We start from the raw sequence: 22414 nt of genomic DNA, 5'->3' as shown, positions 1-22414 counted from the left end.
ATATTGGAAGGACACAAGTGGCTAACAACACTCGTGCTCGCCGTCAGGCCCGCCTCTCGCGGTCCCTCGGCATTGCTCTGACCCCCAAGGCCGCCAAGTACATGGAGCGCCGCCCGTACGGCCCCGGTGAGCATGGCCGTGCCCGCAAGAAGCAGGACTCCGACTACGCCGTTCGTCTGCGCGAAAAGCAGCGCCTGCGCGCCCAGTACGGCATCCGCGAAGCACAGATGACCCGTGCCTTCGAAGAAGCCCGCCGCACCAAGGGCCTGACCGGTGAAAACCTCATCGAACTGCTCGAAATGCGCCTTGACGCCCTGGTCCTGCGTGCCGGTTTCGCCCGCACCATCGCCCAGGCCCGCCAGCTGGTTGTGCACCGCCACATCATGGTTGACGGTATCCGCGTTGACCGCCCGTCGTTCCGCGTCGGCGAGGGCCAGCTGGTCCACGTCCACAGCCGCAGCGAGACCATGGTTCCGCTCCAGGTTGCCGCCGCCGGTGCCCACCGCGACGTCCTGCCTGCCGTTCCGGCCTACCTGGACGTCAAGCTGGAAGCCCTGCAGGCCCGCCTGGTCCGCCGTCCCAAGCGCTCCGAGATCCCGGTGACCTGCGAAGAGCAGCTCGTCGTCGAATTCTACGCACGCTAAATCCCAGCAGCGTACCCAAAGAAGCCCGTGGCAAGCGCCGCGGGCTTCTTTGTATGTAAGGTACTTGGGGGACATCTGCGCGGCGCCCCTTTCCGGGCGCGTGCAGGATGGAACCTAACCACGGAATTTCGAGGAGATGAACGTCTATGTCTGGTGGCGATATTGCCGGCCTGATCGCTGCCGGAGTGTTCGCGCTCCTGGTCCTGCTGCTTGCAGTCCCCATCCTGAAGCTGGGAAAAGTCTTCGATGAGGTGCGGACCACCATCAGGTCCCTCAGTGACGGCGCCACGCCTTTGATGGACGAGGTCACGGCCACCGTTTCCACCACCAACCAGCAGCTGAAGAAGGTGGATGGCATCTCGTCCAACGTCTCTGATGCGTCCGCCAATATCTCCGCCCTGTCCTCGCTGGTCGCCGCAACGGTTGGTTCGCCACTGATCAAGGTTGCCGCCTTCAGCTACGGCGTCCGCAGCGCCTTCGCCAACCGCCGGAAGCCCGCCGCCGGGCGCCGCAGCCGCTAGATTCGAAAAGAACAAACATGAAAAGAATTGTCTGGATGGGAATCGGCGTGGCCATCGGAGTCATTGCCTTCCGCAAAGTGAGCCAGGCCCAGGCCAGCCTCGGGCCGGAGGGCCTCAACCGCTCGGTAGGACGGCTGGCCGACGGGGTGTACGACTTCGCCGACGCCGTCCGCGCAGGAATGCGCGAACGGGAAACCGACTTGAGGGCCGCCTTGGGCATCGAGTCCGCGGAAATGGTTCGCCGCTAAGCCCCGCACGGGCGTTGCACCGGCAGCCAGCCAACAACCGGCAGGAGCCCTATCCGGGATCCGCCACCTGAACGAAATCCCCGTGCCGCCTGGCGGCGCGGACCAAGAAGGGTAAGAAAACAGCTCATGAAGTCGCAGGAGATCACAAAGCGCTGGGTGGACTTTTTTGTCAGCAAGGGCCACACCCCGGTTCCCTCCGCATCGCTGGTCTCCAGCGACCCCTCGCTGCTGTTCACGGTGGCCGGCATGGTCCCGTTCATTCCCTACCTCACCGCCCGCGAGGAAGCCCCCTACTCCCGCGCCACCAGTGTGCAGAAGTGCATCCGCACCGGCGACATCGAGGAAGTGGGCAAGACCGCGCGGCACGGCACCTTCTTCCAGATGTGCGGCAACTTCTCCTTCGGCGACTACTTCAAGGAAGACGCCATCAAGTTCGCCTGGGAGCTGCTCACCACGGGCGTTGACGACGGCGGCTACGGCCTTGCGCCCGAGCGGCTGTGGGTGACGGTCTACGAGGAGGACGACGAGGCCGAGGAACTGTGGCTGAAGAACACCGGCGTCCCCGCCGAGCGCATCCAGCGCATGGGCAAGTCGGACAACTACTGGTCAACCGGCCAGCCCGGCCCGGCCGGCCCCTGCTCCGAGATCTACTACGACCGCGGACCGGCCTACGGCGTCGAAGGTGGCCCGCTGGCTGACGAGACCCGGTATATCGAAATCTGGAACCTCGTGTTCATGCAGTACCAGATCGAGAATGTGCGCTCCAAGGTCGACTTCGACATTGTGGGTGAGCTGCCCAAGAAGAACATCGACACCGGCCTGGGCATGGAACGCCTCGCCATGATCCTGCAGGGCGTCGAGAACATGTACGAGACCGACCAGGTCCGGCCCGTCATCGACAGGGCTGCCGAACTGTCCGGCAAGGAGTACACCTCCGCTGAATCCGAGGACGACCCCCACCACACGGACGACGTCCGCATGCGCGTGGTGGCAGACCACATCCGCTCAGCCCTGATGCTGATTTCCGACGGTGTGACACCTTCCAACGAGGGACGCGGCTACGTCCTGCGCCGCCTCATCCGCCGCGCCGTTCGCTCAATGCGCCTCCTGGGCGTCGAACAGGCCTGCTTGCCCGAGTTGCTGCCGGCTTCGCGCGACGCCATGAAGGGCGTGTACCCCGTGGTGGAGACGGACTTCGACCGGATCAGCCGCATCGCCTACGCCGAGGAGAAGGCGTTCCTGCGCACCATTGCATCCGGCACTGCCCGGCTTGAGGACGCGGTCAAGGAATCCAAGGCGGCCAACAAGCCGCTCTCCGGCGAGGATGCCTTCGCGCTGCACGACACCTACGGCTTCCCGATCGACCTCACCCTCGAGATGGCCGAAGAAGCCGGGTTGAAGGTTGATGAGGCAGCGTTCCGCAGCCTCATGCAGGAACAGCGCCAGCGCGCCCAGGCCGATGCCAAGGGCAAGAAGGGCGGCCACGCCGACGTCAGCGTCTTCCAGGAGATCCTGGGCCAGGGCGAAACGGTCTTCACCGGCTACACCGAACTCGAAGGCGAATCACGCGTCCGCGGCCTGCTCAGCGCAGGCCGTCAGGTCCAGCAGGCAGCCACCGGCGACGAGATTGAACTCGTGCTGGCCGAAACCCCGTTCTACGCCGAGGCCGGCGGCCAGGCTGCGGACACCGGCCTGATCACCGGCGACGGGTTCGTCGTCGAGGTCCTGGACGTCCAGCGCCCCGTCAAGGGCCTGAGCGTGCACAAGGCGATTGTCCGCGAAGGCGAAATCGGCGCGGACTCCCTGGTGCGCGCCGCCGTCGACCGCGAACGCCGCCATGCCGCCGAGCAGGCGCACACGGGCACCCACATCGTGCATGCCGCCCTGCACCAGATCCTTGGCCCGGAGGCCACCCAGCGTGGATCGTTCAACAAGGCCGGCTACCTGCGCTTCGACTTTGCCTGGGGCGAAGGCCTGAGCACAGCCACCCGGTCCGAGATCGAGGAAGTCTCCAACCTGGCCATCCGCAACAACTACGCGGTGGAAACAAAGATCATGGGGCTGGCCGAAGCCAAGGCCATGGGTGCCATGGCCCTCTTCGGCGAAAACTACGGCAGCGAAGTGCGCGTGGTGGAGATTGACGGCGCGTGGTCACGCGAGCTGTGTGGCGGCACCCACGTCGCCAACACCTCGCTGATCGGCAGCCTGTCCCTCCTGGGCGAACAGTCCGTCGGCTCGGGCAACCGCCGCGTGGAAGCTTTCGTCGGCATGGAGGCCTTCCGCCACCTTGCGGCTGAGCGTGCCCTGGTGACCGAGCTGACGGACCTGCTGAAGGTTCCGTCCGGCCAGCTCGCCGACAGGATCTCCGCCACCCTGGCCAAGCTCAAGGCAACTGAGAAGGAACTGGACCGGCTCCGCAAGGAACAGCTGGCTGCCGCCGCCGCCCAGCTGGTGGGCAGCGCCAAGGACGCCGGCGGCGTCAAGGTGCTGGCCCACGATGCAGGAACCGTGAGCGGGGCTGACGACCTCCGCGGCCTGGCCCTGGACCTGCGCAACCGCCTCGGTTCCGCAGCTGCCGCTGTGGCCGTGGCCGGCGTCGCGAATGACCGCCCCCTGATCCTGGTGGCCACCAACGAGGCAGCCAGGGAAGCGGGCGTCAAGGCCGGTGCCCTGGTCCGCGTCGCTGCGGGCGTGCTCGGCGGCGGCGGCGGCGGCAAGGATGACGTGGCCCAAGGCGGCGGAACGGATGCCGGAAAGGTCGGCGCTGCCCTGGCCGCCGTCGTCGACGCCATCTCAAGGCGCTAATCCAGCCATGACCAATGCTGTTGCTGCCGGCGGCTACCCCCAGGGCGTCAAACTGGGGGTGGACGTCGGCACCGTCCGGGTAGGGCTGGCCATCTGCGACCGGGATTCGATCCTGGCCACGCCGTACAAGACCCTTGACCGGAACGCGAAGAAAAACTCGGACGTGCGCGTCATCGCCAAACTGGCCGAGGAGCTGGGAGCCGTGCAGGTTATCGTTGGCCTGCCCAGGACCATGAAGGGCGAGGAGCATGCCTCGGCCAGGATGGCCACGGATTATGCCCTGCTCCTGGCGGCTGAGCTTGCCGGGCGCGGCCTGGCGATCCCGGTCAACCTGGTGGACGAGCGACTCAGCAGTGTCTCGGCGCACCGGAACCTGCACGAAGCTGGCATGAGCAGCAGGGACCATCGTAAAGTAGTTGATCAGGTCGCGGCGGCGGGTATTCTTCAGCACGCCATCGACATGCAGAAAGCCAGGGGAGCGGATGTCGGCTCACGCGTGACAGCGCCTTCCCCGTCCGTGGACCTGGGGGCCGGTGGGGTGGACCAGACCGTCCGCGCCATCCCCGCAGACACGGCCCAATCTTCAGATAATGGAAGGCAACAGTGAGCCCTGCCAACATTGACGACACCTCCGGCCCGCTGGACCCCGGGGCCCCGAGGCCGCTGACCCGCAGGGAAATGCGGGCCCGGGAGAAAAGCCTCAACACCGGAGGCCACGACGCCGTGCCCGAGCAGGCCTACGAAACCGGCGACGTCCCGCCGCCGCCCGCAGCGCCGCCGGCCGCCGCGTCTCCCGCAGCCGAATCAACCTTTGCTCCGCTTCCCGGCGCCGGTGATGTGCCGGCGGCGCCGGAAACACCGCCGTCCATCCAGGACGACCAGCCTGAGCGCGGTTCCTACGGCAACGATGCCGGCGCGGACGCGCCTTCCCCACTTCAGCAGCACGACGACGTCCCGCACCACGACGACGTCCGGCACCACGACGACGTCGAGCACCACAACGACGTTGCCCACCACCCGGACGAGATCCAGTACGCCGGCGTGCACCACGAAGCGGCCCTGCACCACGGGGACGGCGCCCACGCCTACCAGGGAGTGCACGACGACCATGTCCACCACGCCGCCGTTTTCCACGACGACGCCCACGTGGACGCCCCGCACCACGATGTCCACCACCAGGACCCGGGCCACGAACTGCTCCCTGGCTCGTCGGCAGCCCCGGTAGTGCGCCCGTCCAAGAAAGTCCGGCGCCGGCGCAGGCTGCTGGCCCTGTTCCTGACGCTGGCCGTTTTCGTCACGGCAGTAGCCGTGGGCGCCCAGTTCCTCAAGCCACTCCTGGGCAGCGGCAAGCCATCGGATTTCCCCGGTCCCGGATCGGGTGAGGTCCAGGTGACCGTCGCCAGCGGCGAAGGCACGCGGTCTGTGGCCAGTGAACTGGAAAACCAGCACGTCATTGCCAACGCGGACACCTTCATGCAGGCGTTCCACGCGTCCGGCGGAACGCTGTCCCCGGGCGAGTACACCTTCAAGACGGAAATGAAGAACGCCGACGCCGTCAACGTCCTGCTCGGCAAGGACAAAACCAAAGTCATCTACTTCGCACTGAGCGCCGGCCTCCGGATCAGCGAGTCCCTCCAGGCCATTTCCGAGGGCTCCGGCGTGTCCGTGCAACAGTTGCAGACGCTCAGCAACCAGCCCGCCCAGTTCGGCCTGCCAGCCACCGCCAAGAACCTCGAAGGCTACCTGGCACCCGGTGAGTACCGCTTCCCCCTGGGCACCCCCGCCAAGGACATCCTCCAGGCCCTGGTGAAGGCCACCACCGATGAACTGGTGTCGCAGGGCATCACGGATCCGGCCAAGCAGTACCAGGCCGTCATTGTGGCAAGCATTGTCCAGGCCGAGGGCGGCCAGGCCGACTACGGCGATGTGGCGGGTGCCATCTACAACCGGCTCAAGCCCAACGACCAGACCGGCGGCTTCCTGCAGGTGGACTCCGCCGTGACGTACGGCCTTGGCACCCGGAGCTTCAACTTCACGGATGAGCAGCGGCAGGACAAATCCAACCCCTACAACACCTACGCGAATCCGGGGCTGCCGCCGGGACCCATCGGTTCTCCCGGCAAGACCGCCATCGACGCTGCCGCCCGGCCAAAAACCAACGACTACCTGTTCTGGGTGACCGTCAACCTGGACACCAAGGAAACCAAGTTCGCCAAGACGCTTGCCGAACACAACGCCTACGTGGAGCAGTACAACGCATGGTGCCAGGCCAACGCGGGCCGCTGCACATGAGCCTGCGGGCTGCCGTCCTGGGCCACCCGATCAGCCACTCGAAATCCCCGGCGCTGCACCTCTCCGCCTACGAGCGGCTGGGTGCAGGCATCAGCTACACGGCCATCGACGTCACGGAGGCATTGCTGCCGTCCTTCATGCGCCAGATCCGGAACCAGCCGGGCTGGCGCGGGCTTTCGGTGACCATGCCGTTGAAGACGGCCATGCTCGGTGAGGTGGACGAAGTACGCGGCGTGGCACGGACCCTCGGAGTGGTGAATACCGTCACGTTCGAGGAATCCGCCGGCGGCGTGAAGACGGTGGGCTCCAACACTGACGTCACGGGCATCGTCAACGCCCTGTGCCACGCCGGCACTCGGGCAGCACCTTCGGCCGTAATCCTTGGCGGCGGCGGGACCGCGGCATCGGCCGTGGCAGCCCTGAAGGAACTGGGCACCGGGACCGTGCAGGTGTTTGTCCGCGATTCCTCGCGCACAGCGGACGTCCGCTCGGCCGCGGACAGCTTGGGTGTTGCCCTGGAAGTCCGCCCGCTGGCCGGTGCCGCAGGTCCCACGTCGGAGGCCGACGTCGTAATATCCACCCTGCCGCCGCGCGCGGCAGATGGACTTGCCTCGGAAATCGCGGCACTGAAAACCGCGACGCCCGGCGTCCTGCTCGACGTTGCCTACGATCCCTGGCCGAGCCTCATTGCCTCGGTATGGCAGGCCGGTGGCGGCGCTGTAGTGCCCGGCCTGGAGATGCTGCTGTACCAGGCCGTGGAGCAGGTCCGGCTCTTTACCCGGCGCGGGGAAGACGTTAATGCAGCTGTCATAGATGTGATGTGTGACGCAGTCGGCCTTGCCCGGCGGGCGTTCTGACCGCCCTACGTGGCAGGATGGAAATTATGCGTTGGTTGACTGCCGGTGAATCCCATGGCCCGGCTCTGATGGGAATTATTGAAGGCGTCCCCGCCGGTGTTGAAATCACCAGCGGCCACATCGCAGACTCCCTGGCCCGCCGCCGGCTTGGCTATGGACGTGGCGCGCGGATGAAATTCGAGCAGGACGTGGTCACTATCCTTGGCGGCGTCCGGCATGGCCTCACCCAGGGCGGTCCGGTCGCCATCCAGGTGGCGAACACCGAATGGCCCAAGTGGGAGCAGATCATGTCCGCGGACCCCGTGGACGCCGAACTCCTCGCCGACCAGGCCCGCAACGCGCCCCTGACCCGCCCCCGCCCGGGGCACGCCGACTTCACCGGCATGCAAAAATACGGCTTCGACGAGGCCCGCCCGGTGCTGGAGCGTGCCAGCGCCCGGGAGACTGCCACCCGCGTGGCGCTGGGCACGGTGGCCGCGCAGTTCCTCAAGCACCTCGGCATTGAGCTTGTCAGCCACACCGTATCCATCGCCAGCGTGACCGTGCCGGAAGGGCGCCCGCTGCCCGTGCCCGGCGACGTCATTGCCCTGGACACAGACCCCTTGCGCTGCTTTGACCGCGAAACCTCGGACGCCATGGTGGCTGAGGTGGACGCTGCCCACAAGGAAGGCGAGACGCTGGGCGGAGTGGTGGAGGTCCTGGCCTACGGCCTTCCGCCGGGACTTGGCAGCTACGTGCACTGGGACCGCCGGCTGGACGCCAGGCTTGCTGCTGCCCTGATGGGCATCCAGGCCATCAAGGGAGTGGAAGTGGGGGACGGCTTCCTGACCGCGGCCCGCCGTGGTTCCGCCGCGCATGACGAAATCGTCAGGGACGGCGACGGCCGCATTGTCCGGGCCAGCAACCATGCCGGCGGCATCGAAGGCGGCATGAGCATCGGGGACGTCCTCCGGGTCCGTGCGGCCATGAAGCCTATCGCCACCGTCCCGCGCGCCCTGCGGACCATCGATGTCAGCACCGGCGAACCGGCCAAGGCACACCACCAGCGCTCGGACGTCTGTGCTGTTCCCGCCGCCGGCGTGGTGGCCGAGGCCATGGTGGCCCTGGTCCTGGCCGAGGCCGTCATCGAAAAGTTCGGCGGTGACTCAGTGGCGGAAACCGCGCGCAACATCAAGGGTTACCTGGACAGCATCCCGGCATCCCTGGACTCGATCGGCCAGTAGTGCTCCACCGCAGCAGTACTGGACCTCGCGGCGAGCGGCCGATTGTGCTCATCGGCCCCATGGCGGTGGGCAAATCGGCCATCGGGCAGCAGCTCGCGCAGCAGCTCGGGGCCCGGTTCATCGATACCGACGCCGTGATCGTTGCCGGCCACGGATCCATCGCCGATATCTTCGCGGGGCGCGGTGAGCACGCGTTCCGGGAGATTGAGGCCCGGACCGTAGCTGATGCCGTGGAGGAATCCGAAGGGACCTCCACGGTCATCTCGCTGGGCGGCGGTGCGGTGCTCGATTCGGGGACGCAGCAGCTGATCAGCCGCTGCACCGTTGTATATCTCGAGTGCGACGCCGATACCGTGGCGGACAGGATCGCCCGCAACTCCGGCCGCCCGCTCCTTGCCGGCGACGCCATGGGCCGCTGGACAGCAATGTTCGCCACCCGCAAGCCGGTCTACGAAAGGCTGGCCGACATCACCCTGGACGTCCGCCATGGCTCGGTCCCCGAGCTCGGCGGCCGGCTGGAAGCAGCACTGCGGAACCACGCAGCTGCCAAACAGGAAGTTGAAAAGTGAACACGCAATCAACAGTCATCAACGTCACCGGCGAGGGCGCCGGCAACAACTACGGCGTCGTCGTCGGGCGCGGCCTGCTTGGTGACCTTCCCGCGCTGCTCGGAGAGCGCGTCCGCCGAGTCCTGGTGATACACCCCCGTGCCCTGCGCCTCACCGGTGACACGGTCCGCGACGAACTTGCAGCGGCGGGGTTCACGTCCCTCACTGCCGAGATTCCGGACGCGGAAGAAGGCAAGCACATCCAGGTGGCCGCATTCTGCTGGCAGGTCCTGGGCCAGAACGATTTCACCCGCTCGGACGCCATTGTTGCCGTGGGCGGGGGAGCGGTCACCGACCTCGCAGGCTTCGTTGCCGCCACCTGGCTGCGCGGCGTCAAGGTCATCCACATGCCCACCAGCCTGCTGGGCATGGTGGACGCGTCCGTGGGCGGCAAAACCGGCATCAACACCGCCGAAGGAAAGAACCTGGTGGGGGCGTTCCACCCGCCGGCAGCCGTCCTGGCGGACCTGGACACGCTGGACACGCTGCCGAAGAACGAAATCATTTCCGGGCTCGCCGAGGTAATCAAGTGCGGCTTCATTGCCGACCCCGCCATCCTCGATCTCGTGGAGAAGGACCCGGCCGCGGTGGTGGACCCCCGCTCGGACGCCCTGCGCGAGCTGATTGAACGCGCCATCGCCGTCAAGGCGAAGGTGGTGTCGGAGGACCTCAAGGAGTCCGGGCTCCGGGAAATCCTGAACTACGGACACACGCTGGGCCACGCCATCGAGCTGGTGGAACGCTACTCGTGGCGGCACGGCGCTGCGGTGTCCGTGGGCATGATGTTCGCGGCCGAACTTGCCCGCAGCGTGGGCAGGCTCAGCGATGCCGACGCCGACAGGCACCGGAGCATCCTGGACGGACTCGGGCTTCCGGTCACCTACCGGCGGGACCGCTGGCAGGGCCTGCTGGACGGAATGCGCCGCGACAAGAAATCCCGCGGTGACCTGCTGCGCTTTGTGGTGCTTGACGGGATCGCCAAGCCGGGGATTCTCGATGTCCCGGACACATCGCTGCTGTTTGCGGCTTACCAGGAAGTTGCTTCCTGATGCAGGGCGACATGAGCGGCACCGCCGACTGGCCCGAGGCCGGGTTCCCTGGAGTCCGGATCAACCCCGATACCCTGCTGCCGCAGATCGTTAACGAGGACGCCGTCAGGGAAGCCCTGGCCGGCTCCAGTGATCCGGCCGACCACATTTTCGTCCTGCTGGTCGAGGGCCACGCCTCCGAAGCCGCTGAACTCCTGGCGGAAGCACGGTTCAAGGACCCGGAATCGTTCGTGCTGCGCGTCTTCGAAGCCGAGGTCCTGAGCGTCACCCACCGGATGGACCGCGCCATTGAACTGTTCCGGCAGCTCCTGGCCGAGGTGCACGGCACGCCCCGGGAAGCGCTGGCACTGCAGTTCCTGGGCAAGACCCAGTACGCGGCCGGTCAGACCTCCGCCGCCGTCGAATCCTTCTCCAAGGCGCTGGACCTGCGGGTGGCGCAGTCGGCAGATGCCGCCCAGATCTACTCTTCCACTGTGGCCCTGCAACGGGCCCGGGACGTCCTGGACCTGGCCTGCTGATCCTTCAGGAAGTGGCCGCGGAAAGACTGCCCGGTATTTACCGGTAGAATGGTTGTGGAATTTTTGCATCCACGCGATTTTTGACAAACACGTGCAGGCGGGCCGTTTCGGCGTGCCCCGCCCGGCATACAGCATCTGACCCGAGCGGCCAGACAAAGAAACCAGAGGAAACCAGTGGCAACCACTAACGACATTAAGAACGGGACGGTCCTGAAGCTCGAGGGCCAGCTGTGGAACATCATCGAGTTCCAGCACGTCAAGCCCGGCAAGGGCGGCGCATTCGTCCGCACCAAGATGCGCAACGTGATGTCCGGCAAGGTTGTCGACAAGACCTTCAACGCCGGCCTCAAGATCGAAACGGCCACCGTGGACCGCCGCGACTACCAGTACCTGTACCAGGACGGTGCAGACTTCGTCTTCATGGACACCTCGGACTACGACCAGATCACCGTGTCCGGTGCCACGGTTGGTGACGCCACCAACTTCATGCTTGAAAACCAGATGGTCAACATCGCCATCCACGACGGCAACCCCCTCTACATTGAGCTTCCGCCGAGCGTCGTCCTTGAAATCACCTACACCGAGCCGGGCCTGCAGGGCGACCGCTCCTCCGCAGGCACCAAGCCCGCCACCCTGGAAACCGGCTACGAAATCCAGGTCCCGCTGTTCATCGAGAACAACACCAAGGTCAAGGTGGACACCCGCGACGGCAGCTACCTGGGCCGGGTCACTGAGTAGTGAGCGCCCGCGGTAAAGCCCGCAACAGGGCACTGGATGTTCTTTTCGAAGCGGAGCAGCGCTCTGTTTCGGCGTTCGACGTGCTTCGCGCACGCCGCGAAAAGACCGACCAGGTGGTCAACCCCTACACCCTGGAAATCGTCGAAGGTGTGGTGTCCCAGCAGGCCGCCATTGACGAGTTCCTTGAGACCTACTCGCAGGGTTGGAGCCTGGAGCGCATGCCGTCCGTGGACCGCATCATCCTGCGCATCGGCACCTGGGAGCTTCTTTACAACGACGACGTCCCTGACGGCGTTGCGGTCAGCGAGGCCGTTGCGCTGGCCAAGACTTTGTCGACGGACGAGTCTCCGCAGTTCATCAATGGCCTCCTGGGCCGGCTGCAGCAGCTGAAGCCTTCGCTGCTCGCCTAGCCTGCCCCGCAGGACACGCGAAAGGGCTCCGCCGCCGGCGGGGCCCTTTCGCGTTGCCACCAGCGCCTGTCTTAGCCGGCGATGGCCGCCCGCAACGCCAGGATCTGCTGGAGCTGCTGCCTTTCCTCGGCCTGGTGCAGTGGTACGTCCCGTCCGCTGAGGATCCGCTGCCGCGTGTTGGCAAGGTGGGTGGCTGCCTTCAGGAACTGCTTCATCTGGCGCTTTCGGCCCGAGTTGGCCGCCCACGCCAGGGCAGTGCGCCGGCCGCCGAGGGTGGCCAGCAGCTGGACCTCGGCCGGGGTGAACCAGCCCGCGGCCGAATACTCCAGCAGGCGCTGGCGGGTCAGTCGCTTCTCTGCCACCCGCAGGAAGATGATGCCGCCCACTGCCAGGATGAAGATCGGCACCTGGACCACGATGTAGTCCAGCAGGAAGCCCTGGCCCATGCTGTTCCACCTGTTGTGCAGGAACATGGCCGGCAGCAGCCCCACGAAGAAGGCGCCTATCGACGCGCCGGTGCTCCAGCGCCGTGCAGCGAAGCCCATGACGAGGCCGGTGGTGCCGGTGAAGATGGCATGCGCGAACGGGGACATGACCCCGCGGAGGAAGAAGATCTGGGCGAAGTCACTGGCCGGGGACGCCGATTCCGCGATGGCCCGGCCGAAATAGAGGATGTTCTCGGTGAAGGCGAATCCGCCGGCGATGGTAAAGGCGAACACCACGCCGTCCACGGGCCCGTCGAACTGCCGGCGGGCTGCTAGCAGGAGGATGAGCAGGCCCAGCGACTTGGCAAACTCTTCGACCACGGGCGCCTGGACCGTGGCCATGTATGTCTGCAGGTCGGGCTGGTCGGTGAACTGGAACGCGATGACGAAGAACGGCTGGATCAGGAGGGTGACGGCGACGGATACCGCCGCACCCCACGTGAAGGCAAAGAACAACAGGCGTTTGGGTTCCGGCTCCCATCTGTCGATGATGTGGACTGCCGTCAGGACCACCGCCAGCGGGATCAGGGATGCCAGGAAACCAATCAGGAATCCTGTGGCACCGGTGTTGGACAGCAGGAAAGGCACCACCAGGAACAGGCTCAGGAAAGCGAGCACGCCGCCGGCAACCGAGAGCCCCACGAGGCCGCCGCGGGTCCGCGATGCGTGCAGCGCCGGCCCCGGGGCCTGCGCAGGAACCATCACGGCCAGCGGCTGGCCCTGGTGCCCCGGGGCAGGCCGGTAGTGTTCCGGTTGCACATGGCCCATCCAGCTGGGGTTGGCCTGCTGGGGCAACGGGCCAGGGGCGCCGCGGTAGGGGTCGTCGGGGAGCCCGGAAGAAGGTTGCTGCGGGTACATCGGCATACCCGAAAGCCTAAGCGGGCGTTGCCGCACCACAAAGGATCCCGGCCCCCAGGCCTTCCGGATGTGACCATCACCGCGTTGTCCCGGCACCGGGCCGGCGGGGACGGTGTGGTAATTTTGAACAGCAAACATTCCTTTTTTAATTCCGTCCTGTGAGGCGGGGAAAGGGGAGACGAGCGTTGACTTCTGTCACCAGCGCACCGGTTCCAGCCAGGGTTGTCCTCAGCCAGGCGGACATTGACCGGGCCCTCACTCGTATCGCCCATGAGATCCTCGAAGCCAACAAGGGATCCCGGGACCTGGTCCTGTTGGGCATTCCCCGCCGCGGTTACCCGCTGGCTGTCCGGTTGGCCGAAAAAATTGCGGCCGCGGACAACACCGTTGATGCCGCTGCCATCGTTGGCCAGCTTGACGTCACCATGTTCCGTGACGACCTCTCGCACCAGGGGACCCGGCCGCCGTATCCCACCAGGCTGCCCCGGACCGGCATCGACAACAAAGTAGTGGTGCTCATCGACGACGTCCTGTACTCCGGCCGCACCATCCGGGCTGCCCTTGACGCCCTCGTGGACCTGGGCCGCCCCCGCATCGTCCGGCTGGCAGTCCTGATTGACCGGGGCCACCGCGAACTTCCCATCCGCGCAGACCACGTGGGCAAGAACCTGCCCACGTCCTCCGCTGAAAAGGTCAGGGTCCGGCTCGAGGAAACAGACACGTCCGACGCCGGAGCGCCGGTGAACGAAGTCGTGATCGAGGGGGGCGCATGAAACACCTCCTGTCCACCGGGGACCTCAGCCTTTCGAACGCCATCCGCATCCTGGACACCGCCGAGGAAATGTCGGCCGTGGGGGAGCGGGAAGTGAAGAAGCTACCGGCACTGCGCGGACGCACCGTGGTCAACCTCTTCTTCGAGGACTCCACCCGCACCCGGATTTCCTTCGAGGCCGCGGCCAAGCGGCTGTCCGCGGACGTGATCAACTTCGCGGCCAAGGGATCCTCCGTATCCAAGGGCGAGTCCCTCAAGGACACCGCGCAGACCCTGTCCGCCATGGGCGCCGACGCCGTCGTCATCCGGCACTGGGCCTCCGGCGCTCCCCACCGGCTGGCAGCCACCGACTGGATCGACGCAGCAGTCATCAACGCGGGCGACGGCACCCACGAGCACCCCACCCAGGCCCTGCTCGACGCCTTCACCATGCGCCGGCACTGGGCCCGCCTGGCCGGCACGGGCTCCGAAGGTACGGACCTCAAGGGCATGCGCGTAGCCATCGCCGGGGACGTCCTGCATTCCCGCGTGGCGCGTTCCAACGTCTGGCTGCTCAGGACCCTGGGTGCGGAAGTCACCCTGGTGGCGCCGCCCACCCTGTTGCCGGTCGGCGTCGACAAGTGGCCCTGCAGCGTCAGCTACGACCTTGACCAGACCCTGGCAAACGGCGTTGACGCCGTCATGATGCTCCGGGTCCAGGGCGAACGCATGAACGCGTCGTTCTTCCCCAGCACCCGTGAATACTCGCGCCGCTGGGGTTTTGACGACAACCGGCTCCGTGCCCTGGATGACCTTGGCCTGACGGACACCATCATCATGCACCCGGGGCCCATGAACCGGGGCCTTGAGATCAGCGCGGCCGCCGCGGACTCGCCCCGCTCCACCGTCCTGGCCCAGGTCCGCAACGGCGTGTCCGTGCGCATGGCCGCACTGTACCTGCTGCTCTCCGGGGACACCCGGGAACCAGCCGCAACCCGGGCACCGGCCTATGCCGCCGCCCCCGTCACCAAGGAGAGCAACTGATGGCAGGCAACACCGGAACGTACCTCATCCAGGGCGCCGCCATCCTGGGCGGAGACCCCACGGACCTGCTGGTCCGCGACGGCATCATCGCCGAGATCGGCAGCGGCCTGTCAGCTGACGGCGCCACCGTCATCGACGCCGCCGGCCTGGTGGTCCTGCCCGGCATGGTGGACGTCCACACGCACCTGCGCGAACCCGGCCGCGAGGATGCCGAGACCGTGGAGACCGGCACCCGCGCTGCCGCGCTCGGCGGCTACACCGCCGTCCATGCGATGGCCAACAGCACCCCGGTGGCCGACACCGCCGGCGTCGTGGAGCAGGTCTACACGCTGGGCCAGACCGCAGGCTGGGTGGACGTGCGCCCGGTAGGCGCCGTCACCGTGGGCCTCGCGGGGGAGCAGCTGGCCGAGCTTGGCGCCATGGCCGATTCCCGTGCCCGGGTCCGGATGTTCTCCGACGACGGCATCTGCGTCCACGACCCCGTGCTCATGCGCCGCGCGCTGGAATACGTCAAGGCGTTCGACGGCGTGGTGGCCCAGCATGCGCAGGAACCGCGCCTCACCGCCGGTGCACAGATGAACGAGGGCGACGTCTCCGCCGTCCTGGGCCTCACCGGCTGGCCCGCTGTCGCCGAGGAAAGCATCATTGCCCGCGACGTCCTCCTGGCCCAGCACGTCGGCTCCCGCCTGCACGTGTGCCACGTGTCCACGGCAGGGTCGGTGGAGATCATCCGCTGGGCCAAGGAACGGGGAATCGACGTCACCGCGGAGGTCACCCCGCACCACTTGCTCCTGACCGACGACCTGGTGCGCAGCTACGACCCCGTCTTCAAGGTCAACCCGCCGCTGCGCACCGACGCCGACGTCCAGGCGTTGCGCGCCGGCCTGGCAGACGGCACGATCGACGTTGTGGGCACCGACCACGCACCGCACCCCAGCGAGCACAAGGAATGCGAGTGGGCGCAGGCTGCCATGGGCATGACCGGGCTGGAAACTGCCTTGTCAGTGGTGCAGCACGCCATGATCGAGACCGGCCTGATGACCTGGGCTGACTTCGCCAGGGTCACGTCCTCCGCAGCCGCGAAGATTGGCCGCTTGAGCGACCAGGGCCGGCCCATCGAGGCGGGGGAACCGGCCAACCTCATCCTGGTGGATCCGGCCGCACGCTGGACGGTTGATCCTTTCAAGATGGCCACCATGGGCCGCAACTCGCCGTTCAAGGGCAGGGAACTTCCGGGCAAGGTGGTGGCCACCTTCTTCAGGGGGCACCCCACCGTCCTTGACGGTGCGCTCAACACGCCCCACCCGGATGCCGCCGCAACCCCGGCAGGCGCTGCCTGATGGACAAGATTCTTCCCGGACTCGCCATGCTGGCGGTGGTCGCCGTCGTCTTTGTCCTCCTCGCAGTAGGCTGGCGCAACCGCCTGAAGCGCCAGTCCGACGTCGAACAACTGCCCCAGGTGCCTGCCGCGCCGGGTGAGCCCACCGCCGCTGCCGACGGGCAGTACGTGGCCACCACAACGGCCGGTGACTGGCTTGACCGGATCGCAGTGCACGGGTTGGGCATCCGCACCAATTCCACCCTTGAGGTCTACCCGCACGGGGTCCTCTACGAGCGGTCCGGTGCCCCTGCCCTGTACATTCCGGCTGCATCCCTTGCGGATGTCCGGCAGGACAGCGGCATGGCGGGTAAGTTCGTGGAAAAGGACGGCCTCCTGGTGCTGGCGTGGACGCTCGGCGCGCATGAGCTGGACACCGGCTTCCGCACCCGCCGCGCCGCGGACAAGGACAAGCTGTACCAGGCCCTTCAGGATTTGATTTCGTCAGCCCCAGCGGCTGGTGCCACCAGTGGAAAGTAAGACAGTGAAAGCGAATACATTGACAGCAACCACCTCCGCTCCGGCAACGCTGGTTCTCGAAGACGGGCGCATTTTCCGCGGCACCAGCTACGGCGCCACGGGCACCGCACTGGGCGAGGCCGTCTTCGCCACCGGCATGACCGGCTACCAGGAAACCATCACCGATCCGTCGTACGCCCGCCAGCTGGTGGTGCAGACGGCCCCGCACATCGGCAACACCGGTGTGAATGATGACGACGCCGAGTCCCGGCGCATCTGGGTAGCCGGCTACATCGTGCGCGACGCCGCGCGCCGGCCCTCCAACTGGCGCTCCGAGCGGTCGCTGGATGAGGAGCTGGTGGCCCAGGGCATCGTAGGCATCCAGGGCGTTGACACCCGCGCCATCACCCGGCACCTGCGCGAGCACAAGACCATGCGCGCCGGCATCTTCTCCGGCGACGCAGCCCAGGCCACGGACAAGGAACTGCTCGACGCCGTCCTGGCCAGTGCGCCCATGGAGGGTTCACGCCTGGCAGAGGAGGTCAGCGTCGACGAAGCCTACGTCGTGGAGCCCAAGGACTGGGGCTGGGACGGCGAGCCGCGGTTCACCATCGCCGCGATCGACCTCGGGATCAAGCGCATGACCCCCATCCGCTTCGCCGAACGCGGAGTCCGCGTCCACGTGCTCCCGGCCACGGCCACCCTGGAAGACGTCAAGGCAGTGAACCCGGACGGCTTCTTCATGTCCAACGGCCCCGGGGACCCCGCCACGGCCGACGCCCAGGTGAAGCTGCTGCGCTCGGTCCTGGATGAGAAACTGCCTTACTTCGGCATCTGCTTCGGCAACCAGATCCTGGGCCGCGCCCTGGGCTTTGGCACCTACAAGCTCCGGTACGGCCACCGCGGCATCAACCAGCCTGTGATGGACCGCCGCACCGGCAAGGTGGAGATCACCTCCCAGAACCACGGCTTTGCCGTGGACGCCCCGCTCGACGGCGCCACGCAGGCTCCGGAGGAACGCTACGGCCGGGTGGAAGTCAGCCACATCAGCCTGAACGACGAGGTCGTGGAAGGCCTCGCCTGCCTGGACATCCCGGCGTTCTCCGTGCAGTACCACCCCGAGGCTGCGGCCGGCCCGCACGACGCCGCCTACCTGTTCGACCGGTTCATCGACCTCATGGAGGGTACGCGGGACGGCAAGAGTGCCAACCTGTCCAAGGAACCGGTGGACGCCGCCCACCCCGCCGGTGCTGACACCAAAAACGACAACAAGACTGAGGACAAGAAGTAATGCCGAAACGTACAGATCTCAAGAGCGTCCTCGTCATTGGTTCCGGCCCGATCGTCATCGGCCAGGCCGCCGAATTCGACTACTCCGGCACGCAGGCACTGCGGGTCCTCAAGGAGGAAGGCCTGCGCGTCATCCTCGTGAACTCCAACCCGGCCACCATCATGACCGACCCCGAGTTCGCCGACGCCACCTACGTTGAACCCATCACCCCCGAGGTGGTGGAAAAGATCATCGCCAAGGAACGCCCGGACGCCGTCCTGCCCACCCTGGGTGGCCAGACCGCGTTGAACACCGCCATCGCCCTGGACAAGAACGGCGTCCTGGAGAAGTACAACGTCGAGCTGATCGGCGCCAACATCGCCGCGATCGAACTCGGCGAGGACCGTGAGAAGTTCAAGGGCGTCGTGGAGCGCTGCGGCGCCGAATCCGCCCGCAGCCACATCATCCACACCATGGACGAGGCGCTCACCGCGGCCGTGGACCTTGGCTACCCCATGGTGGTCCGCCCCTCCTTCACCATGGGCGGACTGGGCTCCGGCCTGGCCTACAACGAGGAGGACCTGCGCCGTATCGTCGGCCAGGGCCTGCAGTACAGCCCCACGTCCGAGGTGCTGCTCGAAGAGAGCATCCTGGGCTGGAAGGAATACGAGCTCGAAATGATGCGGGACAAGAACGACAACGTGGTTGTTGTCTGCTCCATCGAAAACTTCGACCCCGTGGGCGTCCACACCGGCGACTCCATCACCGTGGCTCCGGCGCTGACCCTCACCGACCGCGAATACCAGAAGCTGCGCGACGTTGCCATCGCCGTCATCCGCGAGGTGGGCGTTGACACCGGCGGCTGCAACATCCAGTTCGCCATCGACCCCGCCACCGGCCGCGTTGTGGTCATCGAGATGAACCCGCGCGTTTCCCGCTCCTCGGCACTGGCGTCCAAGGCCACCGGCTTCGCCATCGCCAAGATCGCCACCAAGCTCTCGCTGGGCTACACCCTGGACGAGATCCCCAACGACATCACGCAGAAGACCCCCGCGTCCTTCGAACCCACCCTGGACTACGTGGTGGTCAAGGTCCCGCGGTTCGCCTTCGAGAAGTTCCCGGCGGCGGACAACACCCTCACCACCACCATGAAGTCGGTGGGCGAGGCCATGGCCATGGGCCGCAACTTCACCGAGGCCCTCCAGAAGGCCCTCCGCTCCCTTGAGCAAAAGGGCTCGCAGCTGGACTTCAGCAGCGTTCCCGAATGGGAAGTCCCGGAACTCATCGAAAAGGCCAAGCGCCCCACCACCGAACGCCTGCACCAGGTCCAGCGCGCCCTCCTGGGCGGCGCCACCGTGGAACAGCTCTTCGAAGCCACCAAGATCGACCCGTGGTTCCTGGACCAGCTCCAGCTGCTCAACGAGATCTCCCATGAAATCCGCCAGGCCGGTGCGTTGACGCTTGACATGCTCAAGCGCGCAAAGCGGCACGGCTTCTCGGACGAACAGATCGGCGCCCTGACGCACAACCCCGAGGCAGTTGTCCGCGGCGTCCGCCAGGCGCTGGGCATCCGCCCGGTCTACAAGACCGTTGACACCTGCGCCGCCGAGTTCGCCGCCTACACGCCGTACCACTACTCGGCCTACGACGAGGAGGACGAGGTTGCGCTGCACTCCAAGCCGTCCATCCTGATCCTCGGCTCGGGCCCCAACCGCATCGGCCAGGGCATCGAGTTCGACTACTCCTGCGTCCACGCCTCCATGGCGCTGCGCAAGGCCGGCTACGAGACCGTCATGGTCAACTGCAACCCGGAAACCGTCTCCACCGACTACGACGTCTCCACCCGGCTGTACTTCGAGCCGCTCACGCTCGAGGACGTGCTGGAGGTCATCGCGGCCGAGGAACGCACCGGCGGCGTCATGGGCGTCTTCGTCCAGCTCGGCGGCCAGACCCCCCTGAAGCTGGCCCAGCAGCTGGCCGACGCCGGCGTGCCCATCCTGGGCACCTCTCCGGAGGCCATCGACCTCGCCGAGCACCGCGGGGCGTTCTCCCGCGTGCTGGACAAGGCAGGCCTGGTGGCGCCCAAGAACGGCACCGCCGTCTCCTTCGAGGACGCCAAGAAGATCGCGGACGAGATCGGTTACCCAGTCCTGGTCCGCCCGTCCTACGTGCTGGGCGGCCGCGGCATGGAAATTGTCTACGACGAGCCCAACCTCTCCCGCTACATCGCCAACGCCACGGAAATCACTCCAGACCACCCGGTCCTGATTGACCGGTTCCTGGAGGACGCCGTCGAAATCGATGTCGACGCCCTCTATGACGGCACCGACATGTACCTGGGCGGCATCATGGAGCACATCGAGGAAGCCGGCATCCACTCCGGTGACTCCGCATGTGTCCTGCCGCCCATCACCCTGGGGAGCAACGTCGTCGAACGCGTCCGCACCGCCACCCGCGCCATCGCCGAAGGCGTGGGCGTCCGGGGCCTGATCAACATCCAGTTCGCGTTGGCCTCTGACGTCCTGTACGTCCTGGAAGCCAATCCGCGCGCCTCCCGGACCGTGCCGTTCGTGTCCAAGGCCACCGGCGTCCAGATGGCCAAGGCGGCCGCCCTGATCGGCACCGGGGTGACCATCAACCAGCTCCGCAGCGCCTACAAGATGCTGCCGGAGACCGGTGACGGCTCCACCCTGCCCCTGGACGCCCCCGTCGCCGTCAAGGAAGCCGTCCTGCCGTTCAGCCGGTTCCGTACCCTCGAAGGCAAGGTCGTTGACTCCCTGCTCGGGCCTGAAATGCGCTCCACGGGTGAAGTCATGGGCATCGACAAGCACTTCGACACCGCCTTCGCCAAGAGCCAGGCCGGCGCCAACAACGCCCTGCCCACCGAGGGCAAGGTGTTCGTCTCCGTGGCCAACCGGGACAAGCGCTCCGTGATCATGGGCGTCAAGCGGCTCTCCGACCTCGGCTTCGAGATCGTCTCCACCGGAGGCACCGCCGACGTCCTGCGCCGCAACGGCATCCAGGCCACTCCGGTGCGCAAGGTCGCCGAGGGCAGCAGCGCCGAGGGTGAGGGCACCATCGCCGACCTCATCGTGGCCGGCGAGATCGACATGGTGTTCAACACGCCCTCCGGCGGCGAAGCCCGCAGCGACGGCTACGAGCTCCGCGCCGCGGCAACGTCCATCGGCATTCCGTGCATCACCACCGTGGCCGAGTTCAACGCCGCAGTCCAGGCCATCGAAGCCATGCGCACCTATGAGTGGTCCGTCACCAGCCTGCAGGAGCACGCCGCAGCGCTTGCCGAGTCGCAGAAAGCGGCCCTGCAGCATGCCTGAGCAGCAACCCGGCACACGTCCGGTGCCCGCCGGCCGGGAGCCCTTCGGCTCCCGGCTCGGCGCGGCCATGGCCGCCCGCGGCCCCCTGTGCGTGGGCATCGATCCGCACCCGGCGCTGCTGAAGAGCTGGGGGCTGGACGACGACGTCGAGGGGCTCAGGCGCTTCTCCCTGACCGTCCTTGAGGCGGTGGCTTCGCTGGCTGCCGCGGTGAAGCCCCAGGTGGCGCTCTACGAGCGCCACGGATCGGCCGGCATGGCGGTGCTGGAGGAGGTCCTGGCTGAGTCGCGTGACCAATCGGTACTGACCATCGCCGACGCAAAACGCGGCGACATCGGATCCACCATGGCCGCCTACGCCGACGCCTGGCTCAGGGATGAGTCCCCGCTGGCGGCGGACTCCGTCACACTGAGCCCGTACCTTGGCTTCGAGTCACTGCGCCCTGCGCTGGACCTCGCGGCGGAAACCGGGCGCGGCGTGTTCGTGCTGGCACTGACGTCCAACCCTGAGGGTGCCTCCGTCCAGCACGTGGGCGGAAAGGACTCCGTTGCGCGCAGGATTACCCTTGCGGCAGCAGCGGAAAACTCCGGGTACGCGGAAGGCCTGGGGTCTGTGGGCCTGGTTGTGGGCGCCACCGTTGGCAGCGCCTTGGCGGAGCTGGAACTGGACCTGGCTGCAGTCCGCGGCCCCATCCTGGCACCCGGGCTCGGTGCCCAGGGAGCAACGCCCGCGGACTTGAGGACCACCTTCGGCGACGCCTACCCGCTGGTCCTGGCAACGTCCAGCCGTGACATCCTGTCGGCGGGACCGGAGACCCGGGGACTGCGCGAGGCCGCCCGGCGGACACTGGAGGGGCTGCGCGGACGATAGCCCTGCAATTGTCCGGATGCATTGATTCGGGCTGCACCAGAGGGTAGTTTCAG

General features: G+C 66.8%; 21 protein-coding genes. 20 read left to right on the top strand and 1 reads right to left on the bottom strand.

Going from position 1 to position 22414, the window contains the following annotated elements:
* Positions 1–17 precede the first annotated feature (17 nt).
* The 13 genes from rpsD (at position 18) to nusB (ending at position 11913) form a co-directional block, all read left to right on the top strand.
* Positions 18–644, top strand: a complete 627-nt coding sequence (gene rpsD / locus ACTAQI_RS06640) for a 30S ribosomal protein S4 (protein WP_043454433.1) — start codon at positions 18–20, stop codon at positions 642–644.
* Between the two features lie 146 nt (positions 645–790).
* A complete protein-coding gene (locus ACTAQI_RS06635) occupies positions 791–1165 on the top strand; it encodes a DUF948 domain-containing protein (RefSeq protein WP_141160339.1) in 375 nt (124 codons plus the stop codon).
* Positions 1166–1182: 17 nt separating this feature from the next.
* The gene (locus ACTAQI_RS06630; RefSeq protein ID WP_457950268.1) at positions 1183–1413 is read left to right on the top strand and encodes a DUF6167 family protein; all 231 of its coding nucleotides are present in this window, start codon (positions 1183–1185) and stop codon (positions 1411–1413) included.
* A 126-nt stretch (positions 1414–1539) separates the two neighbouring features.
* The gene (alaS, locus tag ACTAQI_RS06625) at positions 1540–4218 is read left to right on the top strand and encodes an alanine--tRNA ligase (RefSeq protein ID WP_457950267.1); all 2679 of its coding nucleotides are present in this window, start codon (positions 1540–1542) and stop codon (positions 4216–4218) included.
* Between the two features lie 7 nt (positions 4219–4225).
* Positions 4226–4825: a Holliday junction resolvase RuvX gene (gene ruvX / locus ACTAQI_RS06620; RefSeq protein WP_457950266.1), complete on the top strand. Its 600-nt coding sequence runs from the start codon at positions 4226–4228 to the stop codon at positions 4823–4825.
* Positions 4822–6510, top strand: coding sequence for an endolytic transglycosylase MltG (gene mltG, locus ACTAQI_RS06615; RefSeq protein WP_457950265.1), 1689 nt, complete (start codon positions 4822–4824; stop codon positions 6508–6510). The genes ruvX and mltG overlap by 4 nt, the downstream gene beginning before the upstream one ends.
* Positions 6507–7367, top strand: a complete 861-nt coding sequence (locus ACTAQI_RS06610) for a shikimate dehydrogenase (protein ID WP_457951003.1) — start codon at positions 6507–6509, stop codon at positions 7365–7367. Before mltG ends, ACTAQI_RS06610 begins: the two co-directional genes overlap by 4 nt.
* A 23-nt stretch (positions 7368–7390) precedes the next feature.
* Positions 7391–8590, top strand: a complete 1200-nt coding sequence (gene aroC / locus ACTAQI_RS06605; RefSeq protein WP_457951002.1) for a chorismate synthase — start codon at positions 7391–7393, stop codon at positions 8588–8590.
* Positions 8590–9159: a shikimate kinase gene (locus ACTAQI_RS06600; protein WP_457950264.1), complete on the top strand. Its 570-nt coding sequence runs from the start codon at positions 8590–8592 to the stop codon at positions 9157–9159. Before aroC ends, ACTAQI_RS06600 begins: the two co-directional genes overlap by 1 nt.
* A complete protein-coding gene (gene aroB, locus ACTAQI_RS06595) occupies positions 9156–10247 on the top strand; it encodes a 3-dehydroquinate synthase (RefSeq protein WP_457950263.1) in 1092 nt (363 codons plus the stop codon). The genes ACTAQI_RS06600 and aroB overlap by 4 nt, the downstream gene beginning before the upstream one ends.
* Positions 10247–10765 carry a tetratricopeptide repeat protein gene (locus ACTAQI_RS06590; protein WP_457950262.1) on the top strand — a complete coding sequence of 173 codons (519 nt, stop codon included), beginning with the start codon at positions 10247–10249 and terminating at the stop codon, positions 10763–10765. The genes aroB and ACTAQI_RS06590 overlap by 1 nt, the downstream gene beginning before the upstream one ends.
* Before the next feature lie 174 nt (positions 10766–10939).
* Positions 10940–11503 carry an elongation factor P gene (gene efp / locus ACTAQI_RS06585; protein ID WP_018761428.1) on the top strand — a complete coding sequence of 188 codons (564 nt, stop codon included), beginning with the start codon at positions 10940–10942 and terminating at the stop codon, positions 11501–11503.
* Positions 11503–11913, top strand: coding sequence for a transcription antitermination factor NusB (gene nusB, locus ACTAQI_RS06580; protein ID WP_018761427.1), 411 nt, complete (start codon positions 11503–11505; stop codon positions 11911–11913). Before efp ends, nusB begins: the two co-directional genes overlap by 1 nt.
* Positions 11914–11984: 71 nt before the next feature.
* Here the strand turns inward: nusB and ACTAQI_RS06575 are convergent, their stop codons facing one another.
* On the bottom strand, positions 11985–13262 hold the full coding sequence (locus tag ACTAQI_RS06575) for a PrsW family intramembrane metalloprotease (protein ID WP_457950261.1): 1278 nt from the start codon (positions 13260–13262) through the stop codon (positions 11985–11987).
* 179 nt (positions 13263–13441) lie between these two features.
* Between ACTAQI_RS06575 and pyrR the strand changes: the two genes are divergently transcribed.
* Genes pyrR through pyrF form a run of 7 tightly spaced genes read left to right on the top strand, consistent with a single transcriptional unit; the run spans position 13442 to position 22361 of the window.
* Positions 13442–14029, top strand: a complete 588-nt coding sequence (pyrR, locus tag ACTAQI_RS06570; protein WP_141160350.1) for a bifunctional pyr operon transcriptional regulator/uracil phosphoribosyltransferase PyrR — start codon at positions 13442–13444, stop codon at positions 14027–14029.
* Entirely contained in the window at positions 14026–15051 is a 1026-nt protein-coding gene (locus ACTAQI_RS06565; RefSeq protein ID WP_457950260.1) for an aspartate carbamoyltransferase catalytic subunit, read from the top strand. The genes pyrR and ACTAQI_RS06565 overlap by 4 nt, the downstream gene beginning before the upstream one ends.
* Entirely contained in the window at positions 15051–16391 is a 1341-nt protein-coding gene (locus tag ACTAQI_RS06560; RefSeq protein ID WP_457950259.1) for a dihydroorotase, read from the top strand. The genes ACTAQI_RS06565 and ACTAQI_RS06560 overlap by 1 nt, the downstream gene beginning before the upstream one ends.
* Complete coding sequence (locus ACTAQI_RS06555; protein WP_457950258.1) at positions 16391–16909, top strand: PH-like domain-containing protein; 519 nt, start codon at positions 16391–16393, stop codon at positions 16907–16909. Before ACTAQI_RS06560 ends, ACTAQI_RS06555 begins: the two co-directional genes overlap by 1 nt.
* Complete coding sequence (carA, locus tag ACTAQI_RS06550) at positions 16890–18179, top strand: glutamine-hydrolyzing carbamoyl-phosphate synthase small subunit (protein WP_457950257.1); 1290 nt, start codon at positions 16890–16892, stop codon at positions 18177–18179. Before ACTAQI_RS06555 ends, carA begins: the two co-directional genes overlap by 20 nt.
* Complete coding sequence (gene carB, locus ACTAQI_RS06545) at positions 18179–21493, top strand: carbamoyl-phosphate synthase large subunit (protein WP_457950256.1); 3315 nt, start codon at positions 18179–18181, stop codon at positions 21491–21493. Before carA ends, carB begins: the two co-directional genes overlap by 1 nt.
* Positions 21486–22361: an orotidine-5'-phosphate decarboxylase gene (pyrF, locus tag ACTAQI_RS06540; protein ID WP_457950255.1), complete on the top strand. Its 876-nt coding sequence runs from the start codon at positions 21486–21488 to the stop codon at positions 22359–22361. The genes carB and pyrF overlap by 8 nt, the downstream gene beginning before the upstream one ends.
* The last annotated feature ends 53 nt before the right edge of the window (positions 22362–22414 follow it).

The organism is Pseudarthrobacter sp. alpha12b (assembly GCF_054130495.1).
The sequence above is the reverse complement of the archived record's forward strand: the minus strand, read 5'-3'. Positions and strand labels throughout refer to the sequence as shown.

Coding starts and splice junctions, on each gene's coding strand:
- ACTAQI_RS06590 (WP_457950262.1), top strand. CDS start 10,247: ATGCAGGGCGACATGAGCGGCACCGCCGACTGGCCCGAGGCCGGGTTC.
- ACTAQI_RS06565 (WP_457950260.1), top strand. CDS start 14,026: ATGAAACACCTCCTGTCCACCGGGGACCTCAGCCTTTCGAACGCCATC.
- ruvX (WP_457950266.1), top strand. CDS start 4,226: ATGACCAATGCTGTTGCTGCCGGCGGCTACCCCCAGGGCGTCAAACTG.
- ACTAQI_RS06630 (WP_457950268.1), top strand. CDS start 1,183: ATGAAAAGAATTGTCTGGATGGGAATCGGCGTGGCCATCGGAGTCATT.
- alaS (WP_457950267.1), top strand. CDS start 1,540: ATGAAGTCGCAGGAGATCACAAAGCGCTGGGTGGACTTTTTTGTCAGC.
- ACTAQI_RS06575 (WP_457950261.1), bottom strand. CDS start 13,262: ATGCCGATGTACCCGCAGCAACCTTCTTCCGGGCTCCCCGACGACCCC.
- pyrF (WP_457950255.1), top strand. CDS start 21,486: ATGCCTGAGCAGCAACCCGGCACACGTCCGGTGCCCGCCGGCCGGGAG.
- carB (WP_457950256.1), top strand. CDS start 18,179: ATGCCGAAACGTACAGATCTCAAGAGCGTCCTCGTCATTGGTTCCGGC.
- ACTAQI_RS06610 (WP_457951003.1), top strand. CDS start 6,507: ATGAGCCTGCGGGCTGCCGTCCTGGGCCACCCGATCAGCCACTCGAAA.
- ACTAQI_RS06555 (WP_457950258.1), top strand. CDS start 16,391: ATGGACAAGATTCTTCCCGGACTCGCCATGCTGGCGGTGGTCGCCGTC.
- ACTAQI_RS06560 (WP_457950259.1), top strand. CDS start 15,051: ATGGCAGGCAACACCGGAACGTACCTCATCCAGGGCGCCGCCATCCTG.
- ACTAQI_RS06635 (WP_141160339.1), top strand. CDS start 791: ATGTCTGGTGGCGATATTGCCGGCCTGATCGCTGCCGGAGTGTTCGCG.